Below are 22,186 nucleotides of genomic sequence, written 5' to 3' on the forward strand. Positions count from 1 at the left end.
CTACCGTCGAAGGCAGGACGTCAGCACAGCGACGGCGGCCGCGGCGGCACCCGGCAGGGCAACCGTACGGCGCAGACAGTGCGACCGCGCAGCCGCACCGGACCGGAGAGCTAAGGAGCATTCCTCATGTCCACACTCGCCCGCCCCACCGAAGGCCGGATGATCGCCGGCGTGTGCGCCGCACTGGCCCGCAGGTTCGGCACCACACCCACCACGATGCGGGTGATCTTCCTCGTCTCGTGCCTGCTGCCGGGACCGCAGTTCCTGCTCTACCTCGCCCTGTGGATCCTCCTCCCGGAGGAGGGGCGCACACACAGCTCCGCCTGGTAGTCACCCGGCAGTCGTCTGGTGATCGCCTGAGGGCCGTCCGGCGGGCGCCGCCGCACGAGGGCGGCAGCGCGCGGCGGCGGGCCCCCGAGGGGTGCCCGCCGCCGCCTACGTGCCCGTACGCATCTGCCCGGGGGCAGAAACGCTTCGGTCAGTGCGAGCCGCCGACCGGCAGGGCGCTGCCCAGCGGCAGCCCGCCGATCATGCCGCCGCCGGGTGCGGAGCTCTTGCCCTCGACGGACTTCTGCGCCTGGCCGGCCACCTTCTCGGTGGCGTCCAGCGGGGTGCCGGTGAGCGCGCCGGACAGCGCCTCCTGGGCGACACCGACCGGCTGCGAGAGCCCGCCCGGAAGGCCCTGGGTGGCCTCCTCGAGGGGAAGGTTCCCGAGGGTCCGCCCCGCGGTCTGGGCGAGCGGGCCCAGGGCCCGGCCACCGGCGCCGACCGCGTCGGTGCCGACCACGTCGGTGGGGGCACCGAGACCTTCGACGGGGAGCGCGGAGGCGGCACCGGCGCCCGCCACGACGACCGCCGCGCTCATCGCGGCGACACCCAGGGTCTTCTTGGCTACCTGCTTCATCAGTTTTTACGTCCTCGAAATGGGGGCTTGAGCAACCCGGAAAGGGGCTTGAGCAGCCCGGCGAACGTAGCCAGGAATTCCGAGGGGCCGCAAACACCCTGGTGCTGCCGTAAGTCGCCGCCGCGCGGCGCATTCCGGCTCCGTGCGGCACCGGCCCAGCCGTCCCGCACAGGGTGTGCGACGACGGCTGAACCGCTGGTCACGGGGGGTCAGCGGGGTGAGTCCTGGAAGAGCCACTCGGACTTCAGCGCGGCATAGCCCGGCTTGACCACATCGTTGATCATGGCGAGACGTTCATCGAAAGGAATGAACGCCGACTTCATCGCATTGACCGTGAACCACTGCATGTCGTCCAGCGTGTAGTCGAACGTCGAGACGAGGTGCTCGAATTCGCGGGTCATGCTCGTCCCGCTCATGAGCCGGTTGTCCGTGTTCACCGTCGCCCGGAAGTGCAGCCGCCGGAGCAGTCCGATGGGGTGCTCCGCGTAGGAGGGGGCGGCTCCGGTCTGCAGGTTGGAGGTGGGGCACAGCTCCAGCGGGATGCGCTTGTCGCGCACATAGGACGCCAGCCGGCCGAGCTTGACGGCGTCGTTCTCACCGACCTGGATGTCGTCGATGATGCGCACCCCGTGGCCGAGCCGGTCGGCACCGCACCACTGGAGGGCCTGCCAGATCGAGGGAAGCCCGAAGGCCTCGCCCGCGTGGATGGTGAAGTGGTTGTTCTCGCGCTTGAGGTACTCGAACGCGTCGAGGTGGCGGGTGGGCGGGTGGCCGGCCTCGGCCCCGGCGATGTCGAACCCGACGACGCCCAGGTCGCGGTAGCGGTTGGCCAGCTCGGCGATCTCCAGGGCGCGGGCCGCGTGCCGCATGGCCGTCAGCAGCGCGCCGACGCGGATCCGGTTGCCCGCGGCGCGGGCGCGGCGCTCTCCCTCGCGGAACCCCTCGTCGACGGCCTCGACGACCTGTTCGAGGGTCAGCCCGCCGAGCAGGTGCTGTTCGGGTGCGTACCGGATCTCGGCGTAGACCACGCCGTCGGCGGCCAGGTCCTCGGCGCACTCGGCGGCGACCCGGAAGAGCGCGTCGCGGGTCTGCATGACGCCCACCGTGTGGGTGAACGTCTCCAGATAGCGCTCCAGCGAGCCGGAGTCGGCGGACTCGCGGAACCAGACCTCCAGTTCCGCCGCGTCGGTCGCCGGGAGCGCGTCGTAGCCGGTCTCGCGGGCCAGCTCGACGATCGTCGCGGGGCGCAGCCCGCCGTCGAGGTGATCGTGGAGCAGGACCTTGGGTGCCCGGTGGATCTGCTCCTGGGTGGGGACGGTGCTCGAAGATTCGCTTACCATCACGGCACTGTAGCTCCTACGCGCGTAGATCGCATGTGCTTTCCCAACTGCCTTACGTACGCGTGCGGCCGTGCCATTGTTGCGCCATGGCTCAGCGAGCTTCGCCCGAGAGGGACTCACGTCTGGGAAGGCCCCGCGGGGCCGCGGGAAGGGCCCCGCACGCCGCCGTCCTCGTCCTGCCGGGCGGCGGATCGTCCGGGGGCGCCCGCGGCGGAAGCGTGCTGGCGGCGGCCTCCGCGCTGCCGCTGGCGCGCCGGCTGGGGCGCGCGACCTCGGACGACGACCCCGTGGTCACCCACCTGGTGCACTACCGCAACGGACGGCGGCCCCGCCCCGGAGCGGACGCCGCCCGCCGGACGGCGGACTGCGCGGCCGACGCGGAGGAGGCGGTCGCGGAGGTGGTGCGGCGATACGGCGACATCCCGGTGTGCCTCGTGGGCACCGATGTCGGCGCCCTGGCCGCACTGCGCGCCGCGGGGCACGAGGCGGTCGCCTCCGCCGTCGCCCTCGGGCCGCTGCTGCGGACGGACCCGGACCACCCGCGGAGCGGGAGCGGGGCCGGGGACCGGCCCGCCGAGGGGAACGCGAGCGGGGCCGGCGACCGGAGCGGGGGCGGGGACGGCGAGGAACCCGTGCAGCAGTTGCGCGGACGGGACGTACTGATCGTGCACGGGACGAACGACACCCGCTGCGACCCCGAACTGTCCTTCCGGCTCGCGGAGCGTGCGAAGAAGGTCAACACCCGGGTGTGCCGCTTCGAGGTGCACACCGACGGGCACGGCCTGCGCGGATACGCCGCCGAGGTCGCGGCGTTGACCGAGGATTTCGCCCTCGGCACGCTCTGCGGCCGCGATCTGTGCCGCCCGCTGACCGATGCCCTGGCCGCGCCGCCGCCGCTGGGGCTGCGGATGCCCCTGGCGAGCGGTTTCGGCAAGAACCTGCGCTAGTCGCAACGCCGCTGGACCTGCCACCGCGCCTTCCGCGGCGGCACCGGGCCCGTGTCCCGGGCCAGGGCCCAAGGCCCGGGGCACGGGGCCCGCTCCGGCGGGGCTGCGCCGGGACGGCGGCCCGCCGGGCGGCAGTACGGGTGCGAGCGGCGGGCCGGCGCGCGGCGGCGGCCGGAGACGGATGCCCTTCAGGTGCGTACCGCCGTGTGCACGGTGGTCGCCGTGAGGAAGAAGGCGTCGGGGCGGCGCAGCAGGCCCTCCGGCGAGACGTCGTCGAGCAGGGTGTCGAGGGTGGCCAGATCCTCGGCGGACAGGTCGTCCGCCAGGCTCTCGCGGAGGCGTTCGACGCGGGCGCGCACATGGGCGCGGGCGACGGGGTCCAGCGGGGCCGAGAGGTCGGTGAGGAAGGTGCGGCTGCCGGTGGGGGTGAGTCCGGCGGCGACCAGCAGCGCGGGCCAGTCCTCCACGACGCGGGTGTGGTCGGGCAGTTCGGCGCGCATCGCGCTGAACCGGTCCTCCTCGGCGGCGTCCAGGCGTGCCTGCAGGCCGGCGCGTCCGATACCGATGTCGCGGGGCAGGAACCGGGTCGGCAGGCCGCCCTCGCGGACCGCCAGCACCCCGCCGGGACGCAGCGCCCCGGCGAAGGTCTCCAGCGCGGCGCGCTGGTCCCCGAAGTGGTGGACGACGTTGCTGGTCCAGATGAGTTCGGCGGTTCCCAGGTCCGGCAGCCCGGCCGGGAGTTCGGCCGCGCGGAAGGTGATGCGGGCTGCCAGGCTCTCCCGTTCGGAGCGGGCCCGGGCACGCTCCAGCAGCGCGGGGGAGCTGTCGACCGCCACGGTCTCGGCACCGGGGAAGGCGTGCGCGAGTGCGACGGTGGTGACTCCGGGGCCGCTGCCCAGGTCGAGGACGCGGGTGACGTCGAGGGGGCCGAGCAGGTCGTGCAGCCAGGCGGCGGCCTCCTCGAGGAACGGCACCTTCAGCTCGGCCTCCCGTTCGAGGTGCACGGCCAGCGCCTCCCAGTCGGGCTCGGTCCCGGTGTTCCCGGTGTGTCCGGTGTGCGGGGCGGCGTGCCGGGGGTCGTGCGGGTGCGGGGTCATGGACGCTCCTCGGAGGCGGGGTGGGCGGACCGGTCGGGGGCGGGGTGGGGCGACGGCGCACGCAGGAGGTGTCCCCTGCGGCCGAGCAGGAACTTCTTGAACGCCGCGACCGGCGGCGGGTCGGGGCGCCCCGCGAGCCAGGCGAGCCCGATCTCGCGGACGGCACGCGGCGCGGTCACCGTCAGTTCGCGCACGCCGGGCCGCGGGAAGACCGGCGGCGGCAGCAGCGCGACGCCGAGCCCGGCGGCGACCAGCCCGCGGATCGTCTCGGCTTCCTCGCCCTCGAAGGCGATCCGCGGTGTGAACCCGGCCTCGGCGCACAGCGTGTCGAGGATGCGCCGCATCCCGTAGCCGGGCTCCAGGGTGACGAAGGACTCCTCGGCGGCCTCGGCGAGCCGCACCCTTCTGCGCGCGGCGAGCCGGTGGTCGTCCGGTACGACCAGCCGCAGCCGCTGCTCGTCCAGCCGTCGGACCACCAGGTCCGGCGCCTCCGGCATGGGCGAGGTGAGGCACAGGTCGAGTTCACCGGCGCGGAGCCGCTCGAGCATGGCGTCACCGTAGTTCTGCACCAGCGCGAAACGGACCCGCGGATGGTCGGCGCGGAAGGCGCGCAGCAGTTCGGGGACCGTCTCCCAGCCGAGGGTGTGCAGGAAGCCGAAGGCGACCTTGCCGGTGGCGGGATCGGCGTCGGACCGCACGTCCTCGGCCGCCTGTTCGACGGCGGCCAGGGCGCGTTCCGCGGAGGCGAGGAAGGTGCGGCCGGCCGGAGTGAGGGAGAGCGCGCGGCCGTGCCGGGCGAACAGGGCGATGCCCAGGTCCTCTTCCAGCCGGGCCAGGGCGCGACTGAGGGAGGACTGCGGGATGCCCAGCTCCTGCGCGGCACGGGTGACGTGTTCATGGCGGGCCACCGCGGCGAACTGCGCCAACCGCGGGGTGAGGGTGAGCGCCGAGGGCGGCGCGGCCTGGCCCGGCACCGTGAACGAGGGGTCCTTCTTGTTGCGCGGCGGTGACACAGGACGCTCCCGCTGTCGGCTGGCTGCGATGATGCATAAGGGGATCGATTGTCGCACTTTCATGCATTGGACGGATGAAAGGCCGAGTCGTACGTTCGGGGCATGCCTGCTCTCGATACCGAGGCGTCCTCCGGTCCGGTGGACGCCTCCCCCGCCGGTCCCGCCTCTCCTGTCACTGACGCCTCCCCCGCCCTTGCCGTCGCCGCTCCAGCCGCTCCCGATGCTCCAGCCGCTCCCGATGCCGCTTCAGCCGAGCACTCCGACGCGACCAAGCTGAGCCCCGGCGACCCCGGGCACGGACGGATGCGGCTGGCGCTCTTCGCCGCCGGACTGTCCACCTTCGCGCTGCTCTACTCCACCCAGGCGCTCCTCCCCGAGATCTCGCAGGCGCTGCACGCCGCCCCCGAGCAGGCGAGCTGGACCGTCTCCGGGGCGACCGTCGGGCTCGCCGTCGCCGTCCTGCCGCTGGCGGCGCTCTCCGAGCGGTTCGGACGCCGCCGGATGCTGACCGCCTCCCTGGCGGTGGCGGTCGCCCTCGCCCTGGTCATCCCCTTCGCGCCCAGCCTGCCGGCGCTGATCGCGCTGCGGACGCTCCAGGGCGCCGCCGTCGCCGGGGTGCCCGCCTCGGCCATGGCGTTCCTGTCCGACGAGGTGCGGGCGCGGCATCTGGTGGGCGCCGTCGGGCTGTTCGTCGCGGGCAACAGCGTCGGCGGGATGAGCGGGCGGATCCTCACCGGATGGGTCACCGAGGCGTGGGGCTGGCGCGCCGGGCTGGGCGCCGTCGCCGTCACCTCGCTGCTGTGCGCGGTCGCCTTCCGGCTCCTCGTCCCGCCCGCCCGGCACTTCACCCCCGCTCCGCTGCACCCGCGCCGGATCGCCGCGACCGTGCGCGCGCACCTGGGCAACGCGCTGCTGCTGCGGCTGTACGCGATCGGGCTGCTGTTCATGGTGGTCTTCGGCGCGGTCTACACCGTCATCGGCTACCGGCTGGTGGCTGAACCGTTCGGGCTCTCGCAGGGCCTGGTCGGCTCCGTCTTCGCCATCTACCTGGTGGGCACGGCCGCCTCCGCCACCGCCGGGCGGCTCAACGCGCGGCTGGGCCGGCGCGGCACCCTCTACCTGGGCATCGGCACCGCGTCCACGGGGCTGCTGATCAGCCTCGCGGACAGCGTCGCGGCCGTCGTGGCGGGCCTCGTGCTGATCACCGCCGGGTTCTTCGCCGGGCACGCGGTGGCCTCCGGCTCGGTCAGCCGCACCGCGGCACACGGAGCCGCCCAGGCGTCCGCGCTGTACCAGATGAGCTACTACGTGGGCAGTTCCCTGGGCGGCGCGCTGGGCACTGTCGCGTTCGCCGCGGCCGGCTGGGCCGCCACGGTCGCGCTGGCGCTGGGCGCCATGGTGCTCGCGGCCGGCATCACCCTGTACGCGAGCCGCCGCGCGGCGGTTCCGGCCCGCGCCTGATCCCATTCCGCCGCGCGCTGTTCCGGTTCCGGGGGGCGCGTGGCGGAGAACGGGTACGGCGCACGGCGGGGAACAGCCCGGCGCGCGGCGAAGATCGAGCGCTGCGAGTGCCGGAGGGCTCCGCGAGTCGCCGAAGTGCGCCGGAAGAACGTCACCCGAACGGCCCTGCCCGGCGACCGCCGCACCATGTTCGAAACGCCTGTCTCCGAAAGGTGCCCTCTCCCCTGTCCGTCTCGTTGTGCTCCCAGACGTGAGGCTGCGATCGGGAGTTGGTACGGATGGCCAGGTTCGACATCGGTGAGGGTCTGCCGTTGACGGCGGCGCAGTCGGGGATGTGGTTCACCCAGCAGCTCGCGCCGGACAGTCCCTGCCTCCAGCCCGCCGAGGTGGTCGAGATCCGGGGCGCCGTCGACGAGGAGCTGCTGGAGCGCGCCCTGCGCCGCACCGTCACGGAGACGGAGGCGCTGCGCGTCCGGTTCGTCCCCGAGGGGCCCGAAGGAGGCCGCGGCGTCCGGCAGGTCGTCGAGCCCTGCGAGGGCTGGCCGCTGCACCGCCTCGATCTGCGGGGCGAGCCCGACCCCTGGGCCGCGGCGCACTCCTGGATGCGGGCGGACCTGGAGTCGCCGCTGGACATGCGCGGCGCCGGGCTGTTCTCGTTCGGCCTGCTGCGCACGGGCGACGCCCGCTACCTCCTCTACATCAGCAGCCACCACATCCTGATGGACGGCTACGCCACCAGCCTGTTCCTGCCGCGCGTCGCCGAGGTCTACACCGCGCTGGAGGCCGGTGCCCCCGTACCGCCCACCCGGCTGGCGCCACTGCGGCAGGCGCTGGAGGAAGAGGCCGCCTACGCGGGCTCCGAGCGGATGCGGCGGGACCGCGACTACTGGTCCGGCGAGCTGGAGCGGTGCGCCGCGGCCACCCACCAGGCGCCGGGCCGGCTGCCCAGGCCGGCGCCCTCTTTCGTACGGGAGACCGGCCATCTGGACCCGGAGACGGCGGGGAAGCTGCGCGCGCTGGCCCGTGGCGCACGCACCGGGCTCGCGACCGTGGCCATGGCGGCGCTGGCCCTCTACGTCCAGCGGCTCGCGGACGACCGCCGGGAGGACGCAGTCGTGGACATGACCGTCGCGGCGCGCGGTCCGGCCAGCCGCGACGTCCCGTGCATGGTCGCCAACGTGCTGCCGCTGCGCGTCCCGCAGCCGTCCTCGGGAACCGTCGGCGAACTGCTGCGCAAGACCGCCGCACAGGCCAAGACGCTGCTGCGGCACCAGCGCTACTCCTACGTCCACCTGGTACGCGGCCCGCACGCCCGGCGGCCGACGGCCGGAAGGATGGAGGACTGGGGCATCAACGTCATGCTGCACGACCCGCAGATCAGCTTCGGCCGCCACCCCGCCACGCTGCACAACCTCTCCAACGGCCCGGTCACCGGCATGGCCGTCAACGTCTACGACCGCCCCTCGGACGGCTCCCTGCGCATCGACTTCCAGTCCGATCCGGAGATCTACCCGGCCGAGCGGATCGCCGCACACCACCGCCGCTTCCTCGCACTGCTGCACACCCTCACCGACGCCACCGAGGCGACACCGCTGGCCGACATCGAACTGCTGACGCCGCAGGAGCGGACGCGCGTCCTGGAGTGGGGCCGCGGACCCGAGGCCGATTTCGGCCAAGAGCTGCTGCACACCGCTTTCGAGGAGCGGGTGCGCGAGGAACCCGCGGCGACCGCGCTGGTGTGCGGCACGGGTACCGGCGCCGTCGCCCTCTCCCGCGGCGAACTCAACGCGCGCGCCAACCGGCTCGCCCACCTGCTGCTCGCCCGGGGCGCGGGCCCCGGCAGCACCGTCGCGCTCGTACTGCCCCGCACCGCCGACTACGCCGTCGCACTGCTGGCCGTCCTCAAGTCCGGCTCCGCCTGCCTGACGCTGGACGCCGACCACCCGATGGCCCGCGCCCGGCAGATGCTCGCCGACACCGCACCCGTGTGCGTACTGACGGCCGGGCAACCACCCTGCGCCGACTCCCGTCCGCCGCACACGCTCCTCGACCTCGGCGCGGCGGCGACCGCACAAGCCCTGGAGCAGCAGCCGGCCACCGACCCCGGCGACCGCGACCGGCCCCGCGCGCTGCGGCCGGACGACGTGGCCTACCTCGCCTTCACCTCCGGCACGACGGGCCGCCCCAAGGGCGTCCAGGTCGAGCACAGGCAGCTGGCCAACCTGTACCACGACCACCGCACCGCGCTGCTGCGCCCCGCGGCGCCCACGCCCGCCTCCTCGTCCGCCTCCTCGTCCGCATCCGCATCCTCACCCGCGTCCTCGTCCCCGCCCTCGTCCCCGCCCGGACCCGGCCGCCGACTGCGCGCCGCGCAGACCGCCTCGTTCTGCTTCGACGCCTCCTGGGAAGGATGGCTGTGCCTGGCCGCCGGATACCGGCTCCACCTGATCGAGGACGCCGTACGCCACGACCCGGCCGCGCTCGCCGAGCAGATCCGGGAAGAGCGCATCGACCTGCTCGCCCTCACCCCCACCCATGTGCGCGCGCTGCTCGCCGCCGGGCTCCTCGACTCCGCCGGGCACCGGCCGACGGCGTTGATCGTCGGCGGTGAGGCGCTGGACCCCACGCTGTGGCAGCGGCTGCGCGCGCTCCCGGACACGTCCGTGTACAACTGCTACGGCCCGGCCGAGTGCACGGTCGACGCCGTCTGGTGCCGCCTGGACGAGCAGGGCCCGCACCCGGTCATCGGACGCCCCGGCCACAACGTCCGCGCCTACGTCCTCGACCGGCACGGACACCTGGCCCCACCCGGCGTCGTCGGCGAACTCCACCTCGGCGGCGCCCAGGTGTCCCGCGGCTACCTGGGCGCGTCCGGTCCGACGGCGGAGCGGTTCGGCCCGGACCCGCACGGCCCGCCGGGCGCCCGCCGGTACCGCACCGGAGACCTCGTGCGCTGGACGGAGGACGGCGTACTGGAGTATCTCGGCCGCTCCGACATCCAACTGAAGGTGCACGGCGTACGCATCGAACCCCAGGAGATCGAGACGGTACTGGCCCGGCACCCGCACATCGCGCAGGTCGCCGTCGCCGCACAGCCCGCCGCCGAGGGCGCGACGACCGGCACCGTGCGGCTGGCCGCACACGTGGTGCCCGCGCCACGGAAGGGTCAGCAGCACCCGGATCAGGCCCCGGCCCTCGATCCGGTCGAGATGCGCGCCTGGGCCGCCGCCCGGCTGCCGTCCGCCATGGTGCCCGCCGCCTTCTACACCCACGAGGCGCTGCCCATGACCCCGCAGGGCAAGCTGGACCGCACCGCGCTGCGCACCGCCGCGGCCCCGCTCCTCCCCGCCGCCCGCGCACCCCGCGAGCGGCAGGCCACCGACCGGGAGCGAGCCCTGTGCGCCCTGTTCGCCGAGGTCCTCGAACTGCCGCCGAGGAGCCCCGAGGACCTGCCCCGCGTCGGCCCGGACGACGACTTCTTCGCCCTGGGCGGCCACTCCCTCTCCGGCACCCGCCTGCTGGGCCGCGTCCACGCCGAACTGGGCACGGAACTCTCCCTCGGCGCCCTCTACGAGTCCCCCACCCCGGGCCAACTGGCCAAACGGCTGGACGCCTCCGCCCACCCGCACCCGTCCGGGGAAGGGACCGACAGCGCCGACAGCGCGCCGGACGCCTACGAGATGCTGCTCCCCCTGCGCACCCACGGCACGGAGGCGCCGCTGTTCTGCGTCCACCCGGCGGGCGGGCTGGGCTGGTGCTACGCCACACTGCCCCCGCACCTGCCGCCGTCCGTCCCCGTCTACGCGTTGCAGGCGCAGGGCCTGCGCGCCGGGGACGCGTCGGCCGCCACCTTCCCCGGCCTGATCTCCGCCTACACCGCCCGCGTCCGCTCCGTCCAAGCCAACGGCCCCTACCGGCTGCTGGGCTGGTCCCTGGGCGGCGCACTGGCACACGCCGTCGCCGCCCGACTCCAGGACGAGGGCGAACACGTCGACGTCCTCGCCCTGCTGGACGCCGCACCGCTCGACCGCACCCCGCGCCTGGACCCGGACGCCGGCCCGGCCGTGGTGCGGCGCCTGATCACCGAGGCGATGGGCCACGACCTGCCCGACGACACCCGGCTGACTGCCGTCACCCGCATGCTGGCGCACTACGCCTCGCTCCGCCCGACCTGGACCCCGGCCGTCCACCAAGGCGACGCCCACTACTTCCGCGCCACCGGCACCGCCCCGGACCTGGCACCCGCCCCCGACGCCTGGCACCCCCACCTGACCGGCACCCTCACCGTCCACGACCTCCCCTGCACCCACAGCGCCATGGGCCAACCGGAAGCCATGGCCGAGGTGGGCCGCCTGCTGAGCCCCCTGCTGACCCCGGCGGAGTAACAGCCCCCGGGCGGGCGGAGGATCCGCGACGGGGCGGCAGGGGTGTCGCAAGCCGCGTCACCGCTCTCACCGCTCCCATTGAGGGTTTCCCGACATGCAAGAAGGTGGTGACGCACGGGCCGGCGACGAGCGCGGCGGACAGAAATGTCTGGTGGAGGAACGACGACGCCGGCAACAATCCTCACTGGCGGGATCGTCTCAGTACCCTCCAGGAATGCGGACAGCCAACAGACGGGGGGCGTCTGCTTCCTGGGGCACAGCACAGCCGAGTTCGTATTGGATCTTCCGTAGCGCGTTCTGGTGGGCCTTTGCGGGGGCGCCGCGCTCGATCGCCTCTCGGTACCCGGTTATGTTGTCGAGTACGTCCGGCCGAAGTCCGGTGTCGCACTGAGGAAGAAGGGGATCGAAAGAAGAGAGGATCTCCTCGTCCTCTGCGTAGGATATCCAGGTGATTCCTGTTTCACTTTTCAGTGCGGAGAGAGCGACTGCACCCCGTGATACGGAGCGGATGATCTCCTGCTTGGCCAGGTAAGGCCCCTCCGACTCAATGACGAAGCACCAGTCCTCGTGAGTACCGGCGCGCAACAACGGGCCGTCGGCGCAGATCATTCCGCTACTGCGCAGCTCATCGATATCCAGTTCAGGAACGTCCTCCTCTTCGAGATCCTCCCCAGCCATTTTGATGGCCTCGGCTTCCATTCGGTCCACAAGAACGGCGCGACACTCATCACCCGATATCCGGGAGAGAATGTCCGCGGGTGAAATCCTGCGTACGAAGAGAGCGCAGTATCCGGTGTCGTACAGCTCCGAGTTCGGCAAAAGTTTCATTTTCGCGATGCCGCCTCACTGGTCAGATCATCACTGTGCGACCTGGTCCCCGGTCGGCGGACCAGGCCGCAGGGGAGCGGGTGCTAGCCGTTTCCGGCACCGGCATCCACCCAGTAGGAATCATTCTCCAGCAGGCGCCACTGCACGGTCTTCCGGCCGAGGTCACCACCCACACCCGTATTCTGCTTCTTCGGCATGCTGGCGCGACCGCACTTGGCGGCGGACTCGTAGCCGAGCTGGGCTACTCGCCTCGGTCCGCAGTGCTCAGCACCGGCTGCACGACCGGGACCGACGCCCTGGTACGCGCCTTCCTGGACGGAGGGTGCGCTGCCTACCTCGCGCCTCGGAGATCCCCAGAGGGAGCAGCCTTCTGGCTTACTTCTCCGCTTTCTCCTACCAGGTGCCGACTCTCGGCGCCTCGCTGCCCGATGCGGTGACCGGCGCCGGAGCGCTGGGCGGAGACACCGAACTGTTCCGCCTGTGGACCTGACGACCGGGCACGCCGGTCAGGCGTGCCCGGGGGCGTCCACCTCGGCCCAGACGGTCTTGCCCGGACCCAGCCGCGCGCTCACGTCCCACCGGGAGGCCAGCGCGTCGACGAGCAGCAGGCCGCGCCCCCAGTCCTGGTGCGTGGAGGGGGCCAGCCGTACGGGAAGCCCGGGGTAGGTGTCGGAGACCTCGGCCCGCACCCGTCCGCTCTCCCGGTCGCGGAGGAGCCGCAGTTCGAAGTCACGGCCCGGAACGCGGCCGTGCAGCACCGCATTGGAGCTGAGCTCCGCGACGATCAGCGTAACCGCCTCGGAGAGCGAGGCGCCGTACGGCACACCCCACACATCCAGCTGGTACGCGGCCAGTCGGCGGGCGAGCCGCGCGCCGCGCCGGGTCGCGGAGAACCGCTGTACGAACACATCCGTGGTGAGGGGCACTTCGGCCCGGGGAGCGTGCATGATCCCCAGCGTTCCGGGACGCCCTGGTCACTGACAGATACGGCACCGGTACAGATCCCGCTGTACTGGTTCACACACTGGACTGGGCCCGCCACCGTCCGTGACCCTGAACGGGTTGAGCGGGGAAGGCACACGGCACGGAAGGCACGCGACGATGACGTCGGACCAGGACGCGACCGCACCCAGCGAACCCGAAGTCTCGGACGGACTCAAGACCTTCGGCTCGGTGCTGAAGGCCCTGCGCGACGAGGCGGGCCTCACCCAGGAGGAGTTCGCCCCACGCATCCGCTACTCGACCCACTACGTCGCCAAGATCGAACAGGGCAAGCGGTTCCCTCCGGGAGACCTGCCCCAGCGGTCCGAACCGGTACTGGGCCCCCTCGCCGCCAAGATCCTCAAAGCCGCCGCCAAGAGCCTGCGGCGCAAGGCCGGACTCGCCTCCTGGTTCCAGCAGTGGGCGGGCATCGAAGAGGAAGCGATCACCCTGTACGCCTACGAGTGCCGGGCGATCCCGGGGCTGTTGCAGCCGGAGGCGTACATCAGGGGCCTGTCCGAACGCAGGCTGCCGCCCCTCACCCCGGAGCAGATCGACTGGCAGGTGACTGCCCGGCTGGAACGCCAGAACCTTCTGGTCGAGCGCCCCGACACCGCCTTCAGCTTCATCATCGAGCAGTACCTTCTCGAACGCGATCTGGGCGGTCCCGAGGTGACCGCCGCAGTGATCGACCACCTGCTGGAGATGGGACGCCGGATCAATGTAGAGATCCAGCTCATGCCGGTTCACCAGCCGGAGCACGTGGGTGCTGACGGCCAGATGTACCTGGCAGAAACACAGACCAACGAGTGGGTCGGGTACGTGGAGGGACACGAGAGCAGCGCTCTCCTCACCGACCCGAAAGCTGTCAGTGCAATGCTCCAGCGCTATGGCAAGATGCGCTCACAGGCCCTGAGCCACGAAGCCTCGGTGAGGCTGCTGAAGCAGATGCGAGGAGCGCTATGAGCACCGAACTGGACTGGCACAAGAGCAGCTACAGCGGCAGTAGCGGCGACAACTGCGTCGAGGTCGCTGTCGGGTCGGAGACGGTCCACGTCCGCGACTCGAAGGACACCGGGATCCGCCCTCTCGCCGTCTCGCCCACCGCATGGGCAGCCTTCACCACTCAGACGGCGACCACCACCCTGTGAGCTGACCACTCAGCCGTCGGCGGGGCGGAGCACCACCCGTCCGCCCCGCCACTCAGCGGTCACCCGGCGCCCAGCACCAGTTCGTCCTGCTCGGCGACGGCCTTCTTGCCCGGTTGAGCGGCCAAACAGCGCCTTCGGCTTCGTTGTCGACCAATGCCTTCTGGACCAATGCATGGGCGGCACGGATGCCACCCGCAGCCCCTCGATCGCATCCTGGAGATGGGAAGCCGGACGAACGCGGAGATGAGGAGCGCTATGAGCACGGCCGATGACCTGTCCTGGTTCAAGAGCAGCTACAGCGGAGGGGAAGGTGACAACTGCGTCGAGGTCGCTGTCGGGCCGGAGACGGTCCACGTCCGCGACTCGAAGGACACCGGAATCCGCCCCCTCGCCGTCTCGCCCACCGCATGGGCAGCCTTCACCGCGCGGACGGCGGCCACCATCCTGTGAGCTGACCACCCGGCTGCTGGCGGGGTGGAGCGCTACCTGTGGCGGCAACGCCTTCCTACGCGGCCGAGCGGCCCGCCGCCCTTGCCCCTGCTTGGCCAGCCGCCACGTCGTCAACTGCGCTTCTCCTCACCCGTGCTGAGGCAGCAACCGGCGGCAGCCGGCGTCGAACTGCCATGAACTGTTCACTGACATCAACACGGCGCATCGACGATTGGGCACGCGATGCACACTGAACTCCTACGCACCTGTCCCACACAATCCGTTGACACAATCCACTACATATACCCCGATGCGGTCGGAGTCAGCGACCTCGAAGGGATCCGGCTGCAACTGGCGAACGGGGTCGATGTCTATCTGAGTTCGGGAACCGACTGGACGTTGACCTGGGATGAACGTGCCGATTCAGATCTTCCCGGTTGGTGCTACCCGACAAGCAGCTGGGAACCGCGACCGCTGGAAGGGAAAATCCCTCAAGAGCTGGGACACTGCCGGGAAATTGACGAGATCAGGAATGCCGCACGGGAGATCTACGGCTTGTCGATCACTTATGCGCGCGTCGAGATCAGAGCAACAGCCGGAGCAATCATGATCAACAAAGTGGGGAGAATCGCGTCGGGTGACGAGCAAGGAAAATTCGTGAAAATCGAAGAGTTTTCTGGCGCTCCTACCAGCTATTTGGTTCTCACCGCATCGGACCGCGATTTTCAGCTCGCCGGGGGCGACGAGTGGGTGGAGGACTACGCTTCGCTTGAGCAGTTCTTCGAGGAAGCCCGATGGGTGGTGGCATGGGAGGACGATTCACAGGCCTGACCCGTCAAAAGCACCGGGGAACGGGTGAAGCAAGATCCCTTCGCCCATTCTCGCGAGCAGGTGAGAACTTGCGCACACGCCTCGTGCGAGAGGTCGGCCGGCCCTGTCGACCTCGGCGACCACGTCAACACCCCGGACCGCGCATGGGCAGCGAATCAGCGGGTCAGGGCGAAGCCCGCCAGGAGGACGGTGACGACCGACGCGGCGAGGAAGAGCTGGTGGCGGGGTGGGGCCTTGAGGTGGTGGGTGGGTTCGCCTCGGCGCCAGCGGTCGAGGATCTCCCGGAACAGTGTGCGCTGCGGCAGCAGGCCGACGGTCAGGCCGATGTGGGCGCAGGCGTACATGACGAGGGCTCCGCTCAGGCCGATGTCGTTCCAGCGGCAGACGGCGACCAGGAGCGCGCCACCCACGGTCATGACCACCGGATAGGCGATGCGGAACTTCCGCAGCGGGATCCAGCTTCCCAGCAGGTAACTCGACAGGGCGAGGGATGCCGCGGCCAGCAGCCAGAGCCATTCGACCGGTATGGACGTGAGCATGGGGCTGCTCCTCTGCAGCGCGGCGGGGAACCGGCCCGGAAGCGGGCCTGAGCGGGCTCGGGAACCGGTCCCCCGACTGATCGACTCGGTGCTGCCGAATCTAGCCGATGCGGCCCAGGATCAGCGGCGTCGGCTCGTGGGAAGTGCCGGGCGCCGCGATGTCCCAGGCGCCTTCGAGGGCGTCCTCCGCGTAGCCGAAGGCGTCCGGGGTGTCGGTGTGCAGGGTCAGCAGCGGGGCGCCGGCGGTGACGGTGTCGCCGGGGCGGGCGTGGAGTTCGATGCCGGCTCCGGCCTGGACCGGGTCCTCCTTGCGGGCGCGGCCCGCGCCCAGGCGCCAGGCGGAGAGGCCGACGGCGTAGGCGTCCAGCCGGGTCAGCACACCGGAGGCGGGGGCGGTGACGACGTGCTGCTCCCGCGCGCGCGGGAGTTCGGCGTCGGGGTCGCCGCCCTGGGCGGCGATCATGCGGCGCCAGACGTCCATCGCGGAGCCGTCGGCGAGCGCCTTGGCCGGGTCGGCGTCGGGCAGTCCCGCCGCGTCGAGCATCTCCCGGGCCAGCGCGACGGTGAGTTCGACGACGTCGGCCGGGCCGCCGCCGGCCAGGACCTCGACGGACTCGCGGACCTCCAGCGCGTTCCCCGCGGTCAGGCCGAGCGGGGTGTTCATGTCGGTGAGCAGTGCGACAGTCCGCACCCCGTGGTCGGTGCCCAGTTCCACCATGGCGGTGGCCAGCTCCCGGGCGTCCTCGACGTTCTTCATGAACGCGCCGGAGCCCGCCTTGACGTCCAGGACCAGCGCGCCGGTGCCCTCGGCGATCTTCTTGGACATGATGGAGGACGCGATCAGCGGGAGGGACTCCACGGTCGCCGTCACGTCGCGCAGCGCGTAGAGGCGCTTGTCCGCGGGGGCGAGTCCGTCGCCCGCGGCGCAGATGACGGAGCCGACCTCGTCCAGTACCCGCATCATCTCGGGGTTGGTCAGCGACGCACGCCAGCCGGGGATGGACTCCAGCTTGTCCAGGGTGCCGCCGGTGTGGCCGAGGCCGCGGCCCGAGAGCTGCGGGACGGCCGCGCCGCAGGCCGCCACCAGGGGCGCCAGCGGCAGGGTGATCTTGTCGCCCACGCCGCCGGTGGAGTGCTTGTCGGCGGTGGGGCGGGCCAGCGCGGCGAAGTCCATCCGCTCGCCGGAGGCGATCATCGCGGCGGTCCACCGGGAGATCTCGGTGCGGGTCATGCCGTTCAGGTACACGGCCATCGCAAGGGCCGACATCTGCTCGTCGGCCACCGCTCCGCGCGTGTAGGCGTCGATGACCCAGTCGATCTGCTCGCCGGTCAGCTCCTGGCGGTCGCGCTTGGCGCGGATGACGGAGATGGCGTCCATGCTGTGGTTCCTCTTTCGTTCCGACGGTCTCGCCCGACGGTCCCGTCCCGGCGGTCCCGTTCCGAGGGCCCGCGGGCGGGGCCGGCTCAGCGGGCCAGTTGTTCGGGGCCGAACGCGTCGGCGAGCAGTTCCGAGAGGGGGCGTACCCCCGAGGGTGCCTCCACCAGGAGGCTGCCGCCGCCGTGTTCCCACAGCAGTTGGCGGCAGCGGCCGCAGGGGGCGACGACGTTCCCGTCGTCGCCGCCCACGCAGGTGAAGGCGAGGAGTCGGCCGCCGCCGGTGGCGCAGAGGTCGGAGACCAGTCCGCATTCGGCGCACAGTCCGATGCCGTAGGAGGCGTTCTCCACGTTGCAGCCGGTCACGGTGCGGCCGTCGTCCACCAGCGCCGCGGCGCCGACGGGGAAGCCGGAGTAGGGCGCGTAGGCCCGGGCCATGGCGGCCCGGGCGCGGGCGCGCAGTTCCTGCCAGTCGATGTCGGTGCCGGGTGCGGTCGCGGCGGCCTCGTGCACGGTTATGTTCCCTCGCCTCGTCGGTACGACTTGCCGATCGCGCGTGGCGCACGGAGGCGTTGGGCCGCGAGGGAGAGCACCAGCAGCGTCGTGACGTACGGCGTCATCTCGACGAACTCCAGTGCCACGGTGTCGGTCAGCGCGTACCACAGCACGAGCAGCACGGCGATAACGAGGCTGACGGCCGCCTGGATACGGGCGCCCCGCAGGCCGGTGCGCAGCTTCCAGACGGCGAGCCCCACCAGCAGCACGGCCATCAGGAGCAGCATGGCGTGCACGGTGGTGCCGCCGCCGACGACGCGCAGCGCGTCCATGAAGCCGAACAGCCCGGCGCCCATGGCGACACCGCCGGGCCGCCAGTTGCCGAAGATCATGGTGGCGAGGCCGATGTAGCCGCGGCCGCCGGTCTGGTTCTCCTGGTAGATGTGCACGCCGACGGCGAGGAACGCGCCGCCGAGCCCGGCCAGCGCTCCGGAGATGGTGAGCGCCGCGTACTTGTAGAAGTAGACGTTCACGCCCAGCGACTCGGCCGCCACCGGGTTCTCGCCGCAGGAGCGCAGCCGCAGCCCGAACGAGGAGCGCCACAGGACGAAGAAGCTGCCGACGAACAGCAGCGCGGTGAGCACCGTGAGCCAGGAGACGTCGTCGACCAGGGCGCGCAGGATGCCCGCCAGGTCGGAGACGAGGAACCAGTGGTGCTTCTCGATGCTGCCCAGTCCGTCGGCGAGGCCGGGTACGGAGAAGGTGGACATGCTGTCCATGGGCGGCGACTGCTTGTCGTTGCCCCCGGCCTCGGCCGCGGCGCTGCCGGTGGCGCCGAACCACAGCTTGGCCAGGTAGCGCACCAGGCCCAGCGCGAGGATGTTGAGCGCGACACCGGAGACGATGTGGTCGACGCCGAAGGTGACGGTGGCCAGCGCGTGCAGCAGCCCGCCCAGCGCGCCGCCGATGATCCCGGCGAGGACGGCGGCCCACGGGCCGTACTGCCAGCCCATCCATCCGGCCGCGAAGGTGCCGAGCATCATCATGCCCTCGAGGCCGATGTTGATGACGCCGGCGCGTTCGGCCCACAGCCCGCCGAGGCCGGCCAGTCCGATGGGGACGGCGGCGCCGAGCGCGGAGGAGAACTGCTGGCTGTTGCTGAGCTGCACGTCCCCGGTGATGACGCGGACGAGCGAGAGCAGCAGCAGCCCACCGGCGACGAGGAGCAGGACGACCGGGTAGGAGAGCTTGCGCTTGCCGCGCGGGGATGCGGACGCCGGGGCTTTCTTCGGCGCGGACGTGGTGGTGCTCATGCGGTGGTCCCCGCCTTCTCTGCCTGGGTGCTCTCCGTGCTCGGGGTGTTCTGGGCGCTCAGCTCGGCGCCCACCGCGCTCTGCTGCCTGCGCAGCACCACGCGCCGGACGATCTCGTACGCGATCACGACGCACAGCACGATGACGCCCTGCATGACGCCGACGATCTCCTGCTCGTAGCCCTCGAACTCCAGTTGGATGCCGGTGCGTTCGAGGAAGCCCCAGAGCAGCGCGGCCAGCGCCATGCCGATCGGGTGGTTGCGGCCCAGCAGGGCGATGGCGATGCCGGTGAAGCCGACGCCGGTGGGGAAGTCGGTGCCGTAGCTGAAGGACTTGTTCAGCAGCGTCGGCATACCGACCAGGCCCGCGACCGCGCCGGAGAGCAGCATGCTGGTGACGACCATCCGGCGGACGCTGACCCCGCTGGCGGCGGCAGCCGACTCGCTGCGGCCCACGGCACGCAGGTCGAAGCCGAAGCGGGTGCGGCCGAGCACGAACCAGTACGCCAGCCCGATGACGGCGGCGATGATCACCGTGCCGTAGATCGGGTCGGGTGTGGTCGGGATGAGGAAGAACCGGCCCGAGTCGGGGATGGTCGGGGTGTGGAAGAGGTTGCCGTCCTTCACACCCAGCTTGTTCTCGGAGAGGAAGTAGCCGATCAGCGAACCCGCGATGGAGTTCAGCATGATCGTGGTGATGACCTCGCTTACCCCGCGGGTGGTCTTGAGCACGCCCGCGATGCCCGCCCACAGCGCACCGACCGCCATCGCGGTGATGATGATCACCGGGATCTGCAGCACGCCGGGCAGCGCCAGCGCCCCGCCGACGACCGCGGCGAAGAAGGCGGCCACCCGGTACTGCCCGTCCACGCCGATGTTGAACAGGTTCATCCGGAAGCCGATGGCCACGGCGGCCGCCGACAGGTAGTACGGGATCGCCTTGTTGATGATCCAGACCTGGCTGTCGCTCTTGAAGCCGAAGTCGACCATCACGTAGAAGGCGTGGAAGGGGTCCTTGCCGGTCGCCATGATGACGGCGGAGGAGAGCGCGAACGCCGCGAGCAGGGCGAGCGCGGGCGCGGCCAGCGCCTGGAGCACAGCCTGGGCGCTGAATTTGTCCTTGAGGCGGCTCACTTGTCGCCTCCCCTCTCCGGGTCGGTCGACGAGTCGGTCTGCGCGGCGTCCCGCGGGGTGTCGGCTGCGGCGGTCCGCGGGGCGTCCGCGGAGTCCGCGCCGTCGGTGTCCCGCGGCGGACGGTCGTCCTCCGGCTCGCCCGCGGCGTCCTCCTGGTGCTCCAGGTGACCGGTGGCCGCGCCGGTCATCGCCGAGCCCAGCTCCTCCGGGGTGACCGTCGCCGGATCGGCGTCCGCCACCAGGCGGCCCCGGTACATCACCCGCAGGCAGTCCGAGAGGCCGATCAGCTCGTCCAGGTCCGCGGAGATCAGCAGGACGGCGAGGCCCTCGCGGCGGGCCGTGCGTATCTGGTCCCAGATCTGCGCCTGGGCGCCGACGTCCACACCCCGGGTGGGATGCGCGGCGATCAGCAGCTTGGGGTCGTGGCTCATCTCGCGGCCGACGATGAACTTCTGCTGGTTGCCGCCCGAGAGGCTGGCGGCGGTCACCTCGATACCGGGCGTGCGCACGTCGTACTCACCGACGATCCGCTCGGCGTCGGCCCGCGCCTGGCCCAGGGCCAGCAGCTGGGGTGCGCCGGGGATGCCGAGCGCCGGCCCCTTGGAGTTGGGCTTCTCGGTGACGTGCCCGAGGATGCGGTTCTCCCACAGCGGCGCTTCCAGCAGCAGCCCGTGCCGGTGCCGGTCCTCGGGGATGTAGCCGATCCCGCTCTCCCGGCGGTGCCGGGTGGGGGCGTGCGAGATGTCCTGGCCGTCCAGGGTGATCAGCCCGTCGTCCGGGTCGCACATGCCCATGATGGCCTCGACCAGTTCGGCCTGGCCGTTGCCCTCCACGCCGGCGACGCCGAGCACTTCGCCCTTGTGGATGGTGAAGCCGATGCCGTCCAGCACGGTGCGGCGGCCGCCGTCGGGGTCGGCGGCCGACAGGTGCAGCCCGTCCACGTGCAGCATCGGTGTGTCGGTGACGGTCGACTCGCGGGTCTCGGCCGACGGCAGTTCGCTGCCCACCATCAGCTCCGCGAGCTGCTTGGGCGTCGTCTCCTCGGGCCGCACGGACGCGACCGTCGTCCCGCGCCGGATCACCGTGATCGCGTCGGCCACGGACAGCACCTCGCCCAGCTTGTGCGAGATGAACAGCACGGTCAGGCCCTCGGCCTTGAGCTCGCGCAGGTTGGCGAAGAGCGCGTCGACCTCCTGCGGGACCAGCACGGCCGTCGGCTCGTCGAGGATGAGGATGCGGGCGCCGCGGTAGAGGGCCTTGAGGATCTCCACCCGCTGCCGGTCGGCCACGCCCAGGTCCTCGACGAGGACGTCGGGGCGGATGCCGAGCTGGTAGGCGTCCGACAGCTCCTTGATCTTCTTGCGGGCGCGGGAGCCGATGCCGTACAGCCGCTCGGCGCCCAGCACCGTGTTCTCCAGCACCGTGAGGTTGTCGGCCAGCATGAAGTGCTGGTGCACCATCCCGATACCGCGGGCGATCGCGTCCGCCGGGCTGTGCAGGGCGACCTCGTCGCCGTCGATGCTGATGGTGCCCTCGTCCGGCCGCTGCATGCCGTAGAGGATCTTCATCAGGGTGGACTTGCCGGCGCCGTTCTCACCCACGAGGGCGTGCACGGTGCCCCGGTCGACCCGGATGTCGATGTCGCGGTTGGCGACCACTCCCGGGAACCGCTTGGTGATGCCGCGCAGTTCGACGGCCGCCGCGGGCGCCTGACCCGCCTCGGACGGCTCGCCGCTGCTGCCGCTGGACTCGCTGGACACTTGACTGACGCGCTCCCTTGCTGGCGCTGGGGCCGGCCGGTCCGCGGACCGGCGGCTACCGGCTCCGGGGCGCTTGCGCGCGCCGGGCCGGACGGCATGGTTCCGCCGTGCGGGCACGACGGCTCATGATGCGGAGACGAGTGCCGGGGCACTGCGTACGGAGACGGGTGCCCGGGGCACTGCCTACGGGGACGGGTACCGCGGG

The 22,186-nt window shown here is 71.8% G+C and carries 20 protein-coding genes; 8 read left to right on the forward strand and 12 right to left on the reverse strand.

Translation table 11 applies throughout. The annotated features are described in order from the left end of the window. The first annotated feature begins 126 nt into the window (after positions 1–126). On the forward strand, positions 127–330 hold the full coding sequence (locus P2424_RS26085) for a PspC domain-containing protein (protein WP_019357753.1): 204 nt from the start codon (positions 127–129) through the stop codon (positions 328–330). Between the two features lie 148 nt (positions 331–478). Here P2424_RS26085 and P2424_RS26090 read toward each other — a convergent pair whose 3' ends face one another. Both P2424_RS26090 and P2424_RS26095 read right to left on the reverse strand, forming a co-directional pair. Beyond that, on the reverse strand, positions 479–904 hold the full coding sequence (locus tag P2424_RS26090) for a hypothetical protein (RefSeq protein ID WP_276478152.1): 426 nt from the start codon (positions 902–904) through the stop codon (positions 479–481). A gap of 209 nt (positions 905–1,113) precedes the next feature. Next, the gene (locus P2424_RS26095; RefSeq protein WP_276478153.1) at positions 1,114–2,244 is read right to left on the reverse strand and encodes an adenosine deaminase; all 1,131 of its coding nucleotides are present in this window, start codon (positions 2,242–2,244) and stop codon (positions 1,114–1,116) included. 86 nt (positions 2,245–2,330) lie between these two features. Between P2424_RS26095 and P2424_RS26100 the strand changes: the two genes are divergently transcribed. Then, a complete protein-coding gene (locus tag P2424_RS26100) occupies positions 2,331–3,191 on the forward strand; it encodes an alpha/beta hydrolase (protein ID WP_276478154.1) in 861 nt (286 codons plus the stop codon). A 188-nt stretch (positions 3,192–3,379) separates the two neighbouring features. Here P2424_RS26100 and P2424_RS26105 read toward each other — a convergent pair whose 3' ends face one another. Next, positions 3,380–4,288 carry a class I SAM-dependent methyltransferase gene (locus P2424_RS26105; protein ID WP_276478155.1) on the reverse strand — a complete coding sequence of 303 codons (909 nt, stop codon included), beginning with the start codon at positions 4,286–4,288 and terminating at the stop codon, positions 3,380–3,382. Further along, positions 4,285–5,262 carry a LysR family transcriptional regulator gene (locus P2424_RS26110; RefSeq protein WP_276479134.1) on the reverse strand — a complete coding sequence of 326 codons (978 nt, stop codon included), beginning with the start codon at positions 5,260–5,262 and terminating at the stop codon, positions 4,285–4,287. Before P2424_RS26110 ends, P2424_RS26105 begins: the two co-directional genes overlap by 4 nt. A gap of 141 nt (positions 5,263–5,403) precedes the next feature. On the opposite strand from P2424_RS26110, the gene P2424_RS26115 reads away from it, so the two are divergent. Both P2424_RS26115 and P2424_RS26120 read left to right on the forward strand, forming a co-directional pair. Next, positions 5,404–6,762 (forward strand): MFS transporter, encoded by a 1,359-nt coding sequence (locus P2424_RS26115; protein ID WP_276478156.1) that lies wholly within the window; start codon positions 5,404–5,406, stop codon positions 6,760–6,762. 278 nt (positions 6,763–7,040) lie between these two features. Next, a complete protein-coding gene (locus P2424_RS26120) occupies positions 7,041–11,147 on the forward strand; it encodes an AMP-binding protein (protein WP_276478157.1) in 4,107 nt (1,368 codons plus the stop codon). A 198-nt stretch (positions 11,148–11,345) separates the two neighbouring features. On the opposite strand, the gene P2424_RS26125 is transcribed toward P2424_RS26120, so the two are convergent. Both P2424_RS26125 and P2424_RS26130 read right to left on the reverse strand, forming a co-directional pair. Further along, a complete protein-coding gene (locus tag P2424_RS26125; protein WP_276478158.1) occupies positions 11,346–11,975 on the reverse strand; it encodes a DUF6461 domain-containing protein in 630 nt (209 codons plus the stop codon). Between the two features lie 506 nt (positions 11,976–12,481). Next, positions 12,482–12,922 carry an ATP-binding protein gene (locus tag P2424_RS26130; RefSeq protein ID WP_276478159.1) on the reverse strand — a complete coding sequence of 147 codons (441 nt, stop codon included), beginning with the start codon at positions 12,920–12,922 and terminating at the stop codon, positions 12,482–12,484. Positions 12,923–13,076: 154 nt separating this feature from the next. Between P2424_RS26130 and P2424_RS26135 the strand changes: the two genes are divergently transcribed. The 4 genes from P2424_RS26135 (at position 13,077) to P2424_RS26150 (ending at position 15,367) form a co-directional block, all read left to right on the forward strand. Continuing rightward, a complete protein-coding gene (locus P2424_RS26135; protein ID WP_276478160.1) occupies positions 13,077–13,922 on the forward strand; it encodes a helix-turn-helix transcriptional regulator in 846 nt (281 codons plus the stop codon). Then, the gene (locus tag P2424_RS26140) at positions 13,919–14,107 is read left to right on the forward strand and encodes a DUF397 domain-containing protein (protein WP_276478161.1); all 189 of its coding nucleotides are present in this window, start codon (positions 13,919–13,921) and stop codon (positions 14,105–14,107) included. Before P2424_RS26135 ends, P2424_RS26140 begins: the two co-directional genes overlap by 4 nt. Positions 14,108–14,362: 255 nt before the next feature. After that, on the forward strand, positions 14,363–14,557 hold the full coding sequence (locus P2424_RS26145) for a DUF397 domain-containing protein (RefSeq protein WP_276478162.1): 195 nt from the start codon (positions 14,363–14,365) through the stop codon (positions 14,555–14,557). Positions 14,558–14,779: 222 nt separating this feature from the next. Then, the gene (locus P2424_RS26150; protein WP_276478163.1) at positions 14,780–15,367 is read left to right on the forward strand and encodes a hypothetical protein; all 588 of its coding nucleotides are present in this window, start codon (positions 14,780–14,782) and stop codon (positions 15,365–15,367) included. 155 nt (positions 15,368–15,522) lie between these two features. Here the strand turns inward: P2424_RS26150 and P2424_RS26155 are convergent, their stop codons facing one another. The 6 genes from P2424_RS26155 to P2424_RS26180 form a co-directional block, all read right to left on the reverse strand. Further along, positions 15,523–15,906, reverse strand: coding sequence for a hypothetical protein (locus P2424_RS26155; protein ID WP_276478164.1), 384 nt, complete (start codon positions 15,904–15,906; stop codon positions 15,523–15,525). Positions 15,907–16,006: 100 nt separating this feature from the next. Next, positions 16,007–17,284, reverse strand: a complete 1,278-nt coding sequence (locus tag P2424_RS26160; protein ID WP_276478165.1) for a thymidine phosphorylase — start codon at positions 17,282–17,284, stop codon at positions 16,007–16,009. An 86-nt stretch (positions 17,285–17,370) separates the two neighbouring features. Then, positions 17,371–17,793, reverse strand: coding sequence for a cytidine deaminase (locus P2424_RS26165; protein ID WP_276478166.1), 423 nt, complete (start codon positions 17,791–17,793; stop codon positions 17,371–17,373). Between the two features lie 2 nt (positions 17,794–17,795). Next, positions 17,796–19,088, reverse strand: coding sequence for an ABC transporter permease (locus tag P2424_RS26170; RefSeq protein WP_276478167.1), 1,293 nt, complete (start codon positions 19,086–19,088; stop codon positions 17,796–17,798). After that, positions 19,085–20,221: an ABC transporter permease gene (locus P2424_RS26175; RefSeq protein ID WP_276478168.1), complete on the reverse strand. Its 1,137-nt coding sequence runs from the start codon at positions 20,219–20,221 to the stop codon at positions 19,085–19,087. Before P2424_RS26175 ends, P2424_RS26170 begins: the two co-directional genes overlap by 4 nt. Beyond that, positions 20,218–21,909, reverse strand: coding sequence for an ABC transporter ATP-binding protein (locus P2424_RS26180; protein ID WP_276479135.1), 1,692 nt, complete (start codon positions 21,907–21,909; stop codon positions 20,218–20,220). The genes P2424_RS26175 and P2424_RS26180 overlap by 4 nt, the downstream gene beginning before the upstream one ends. Positions 21,910–22,186: the final 277 nt, after the last annotated feature.

Origin of the sequence: Streptomyces sp. WMMB303 (assembly GCF_029351045.1) — a bacterium.
In the GTDB taxonomy this organism is placed as follows: Bacteria; Actinomycetota; Actinomycetes; order Streptomycetales; family Streptomycetaceae; genus Streptomyces.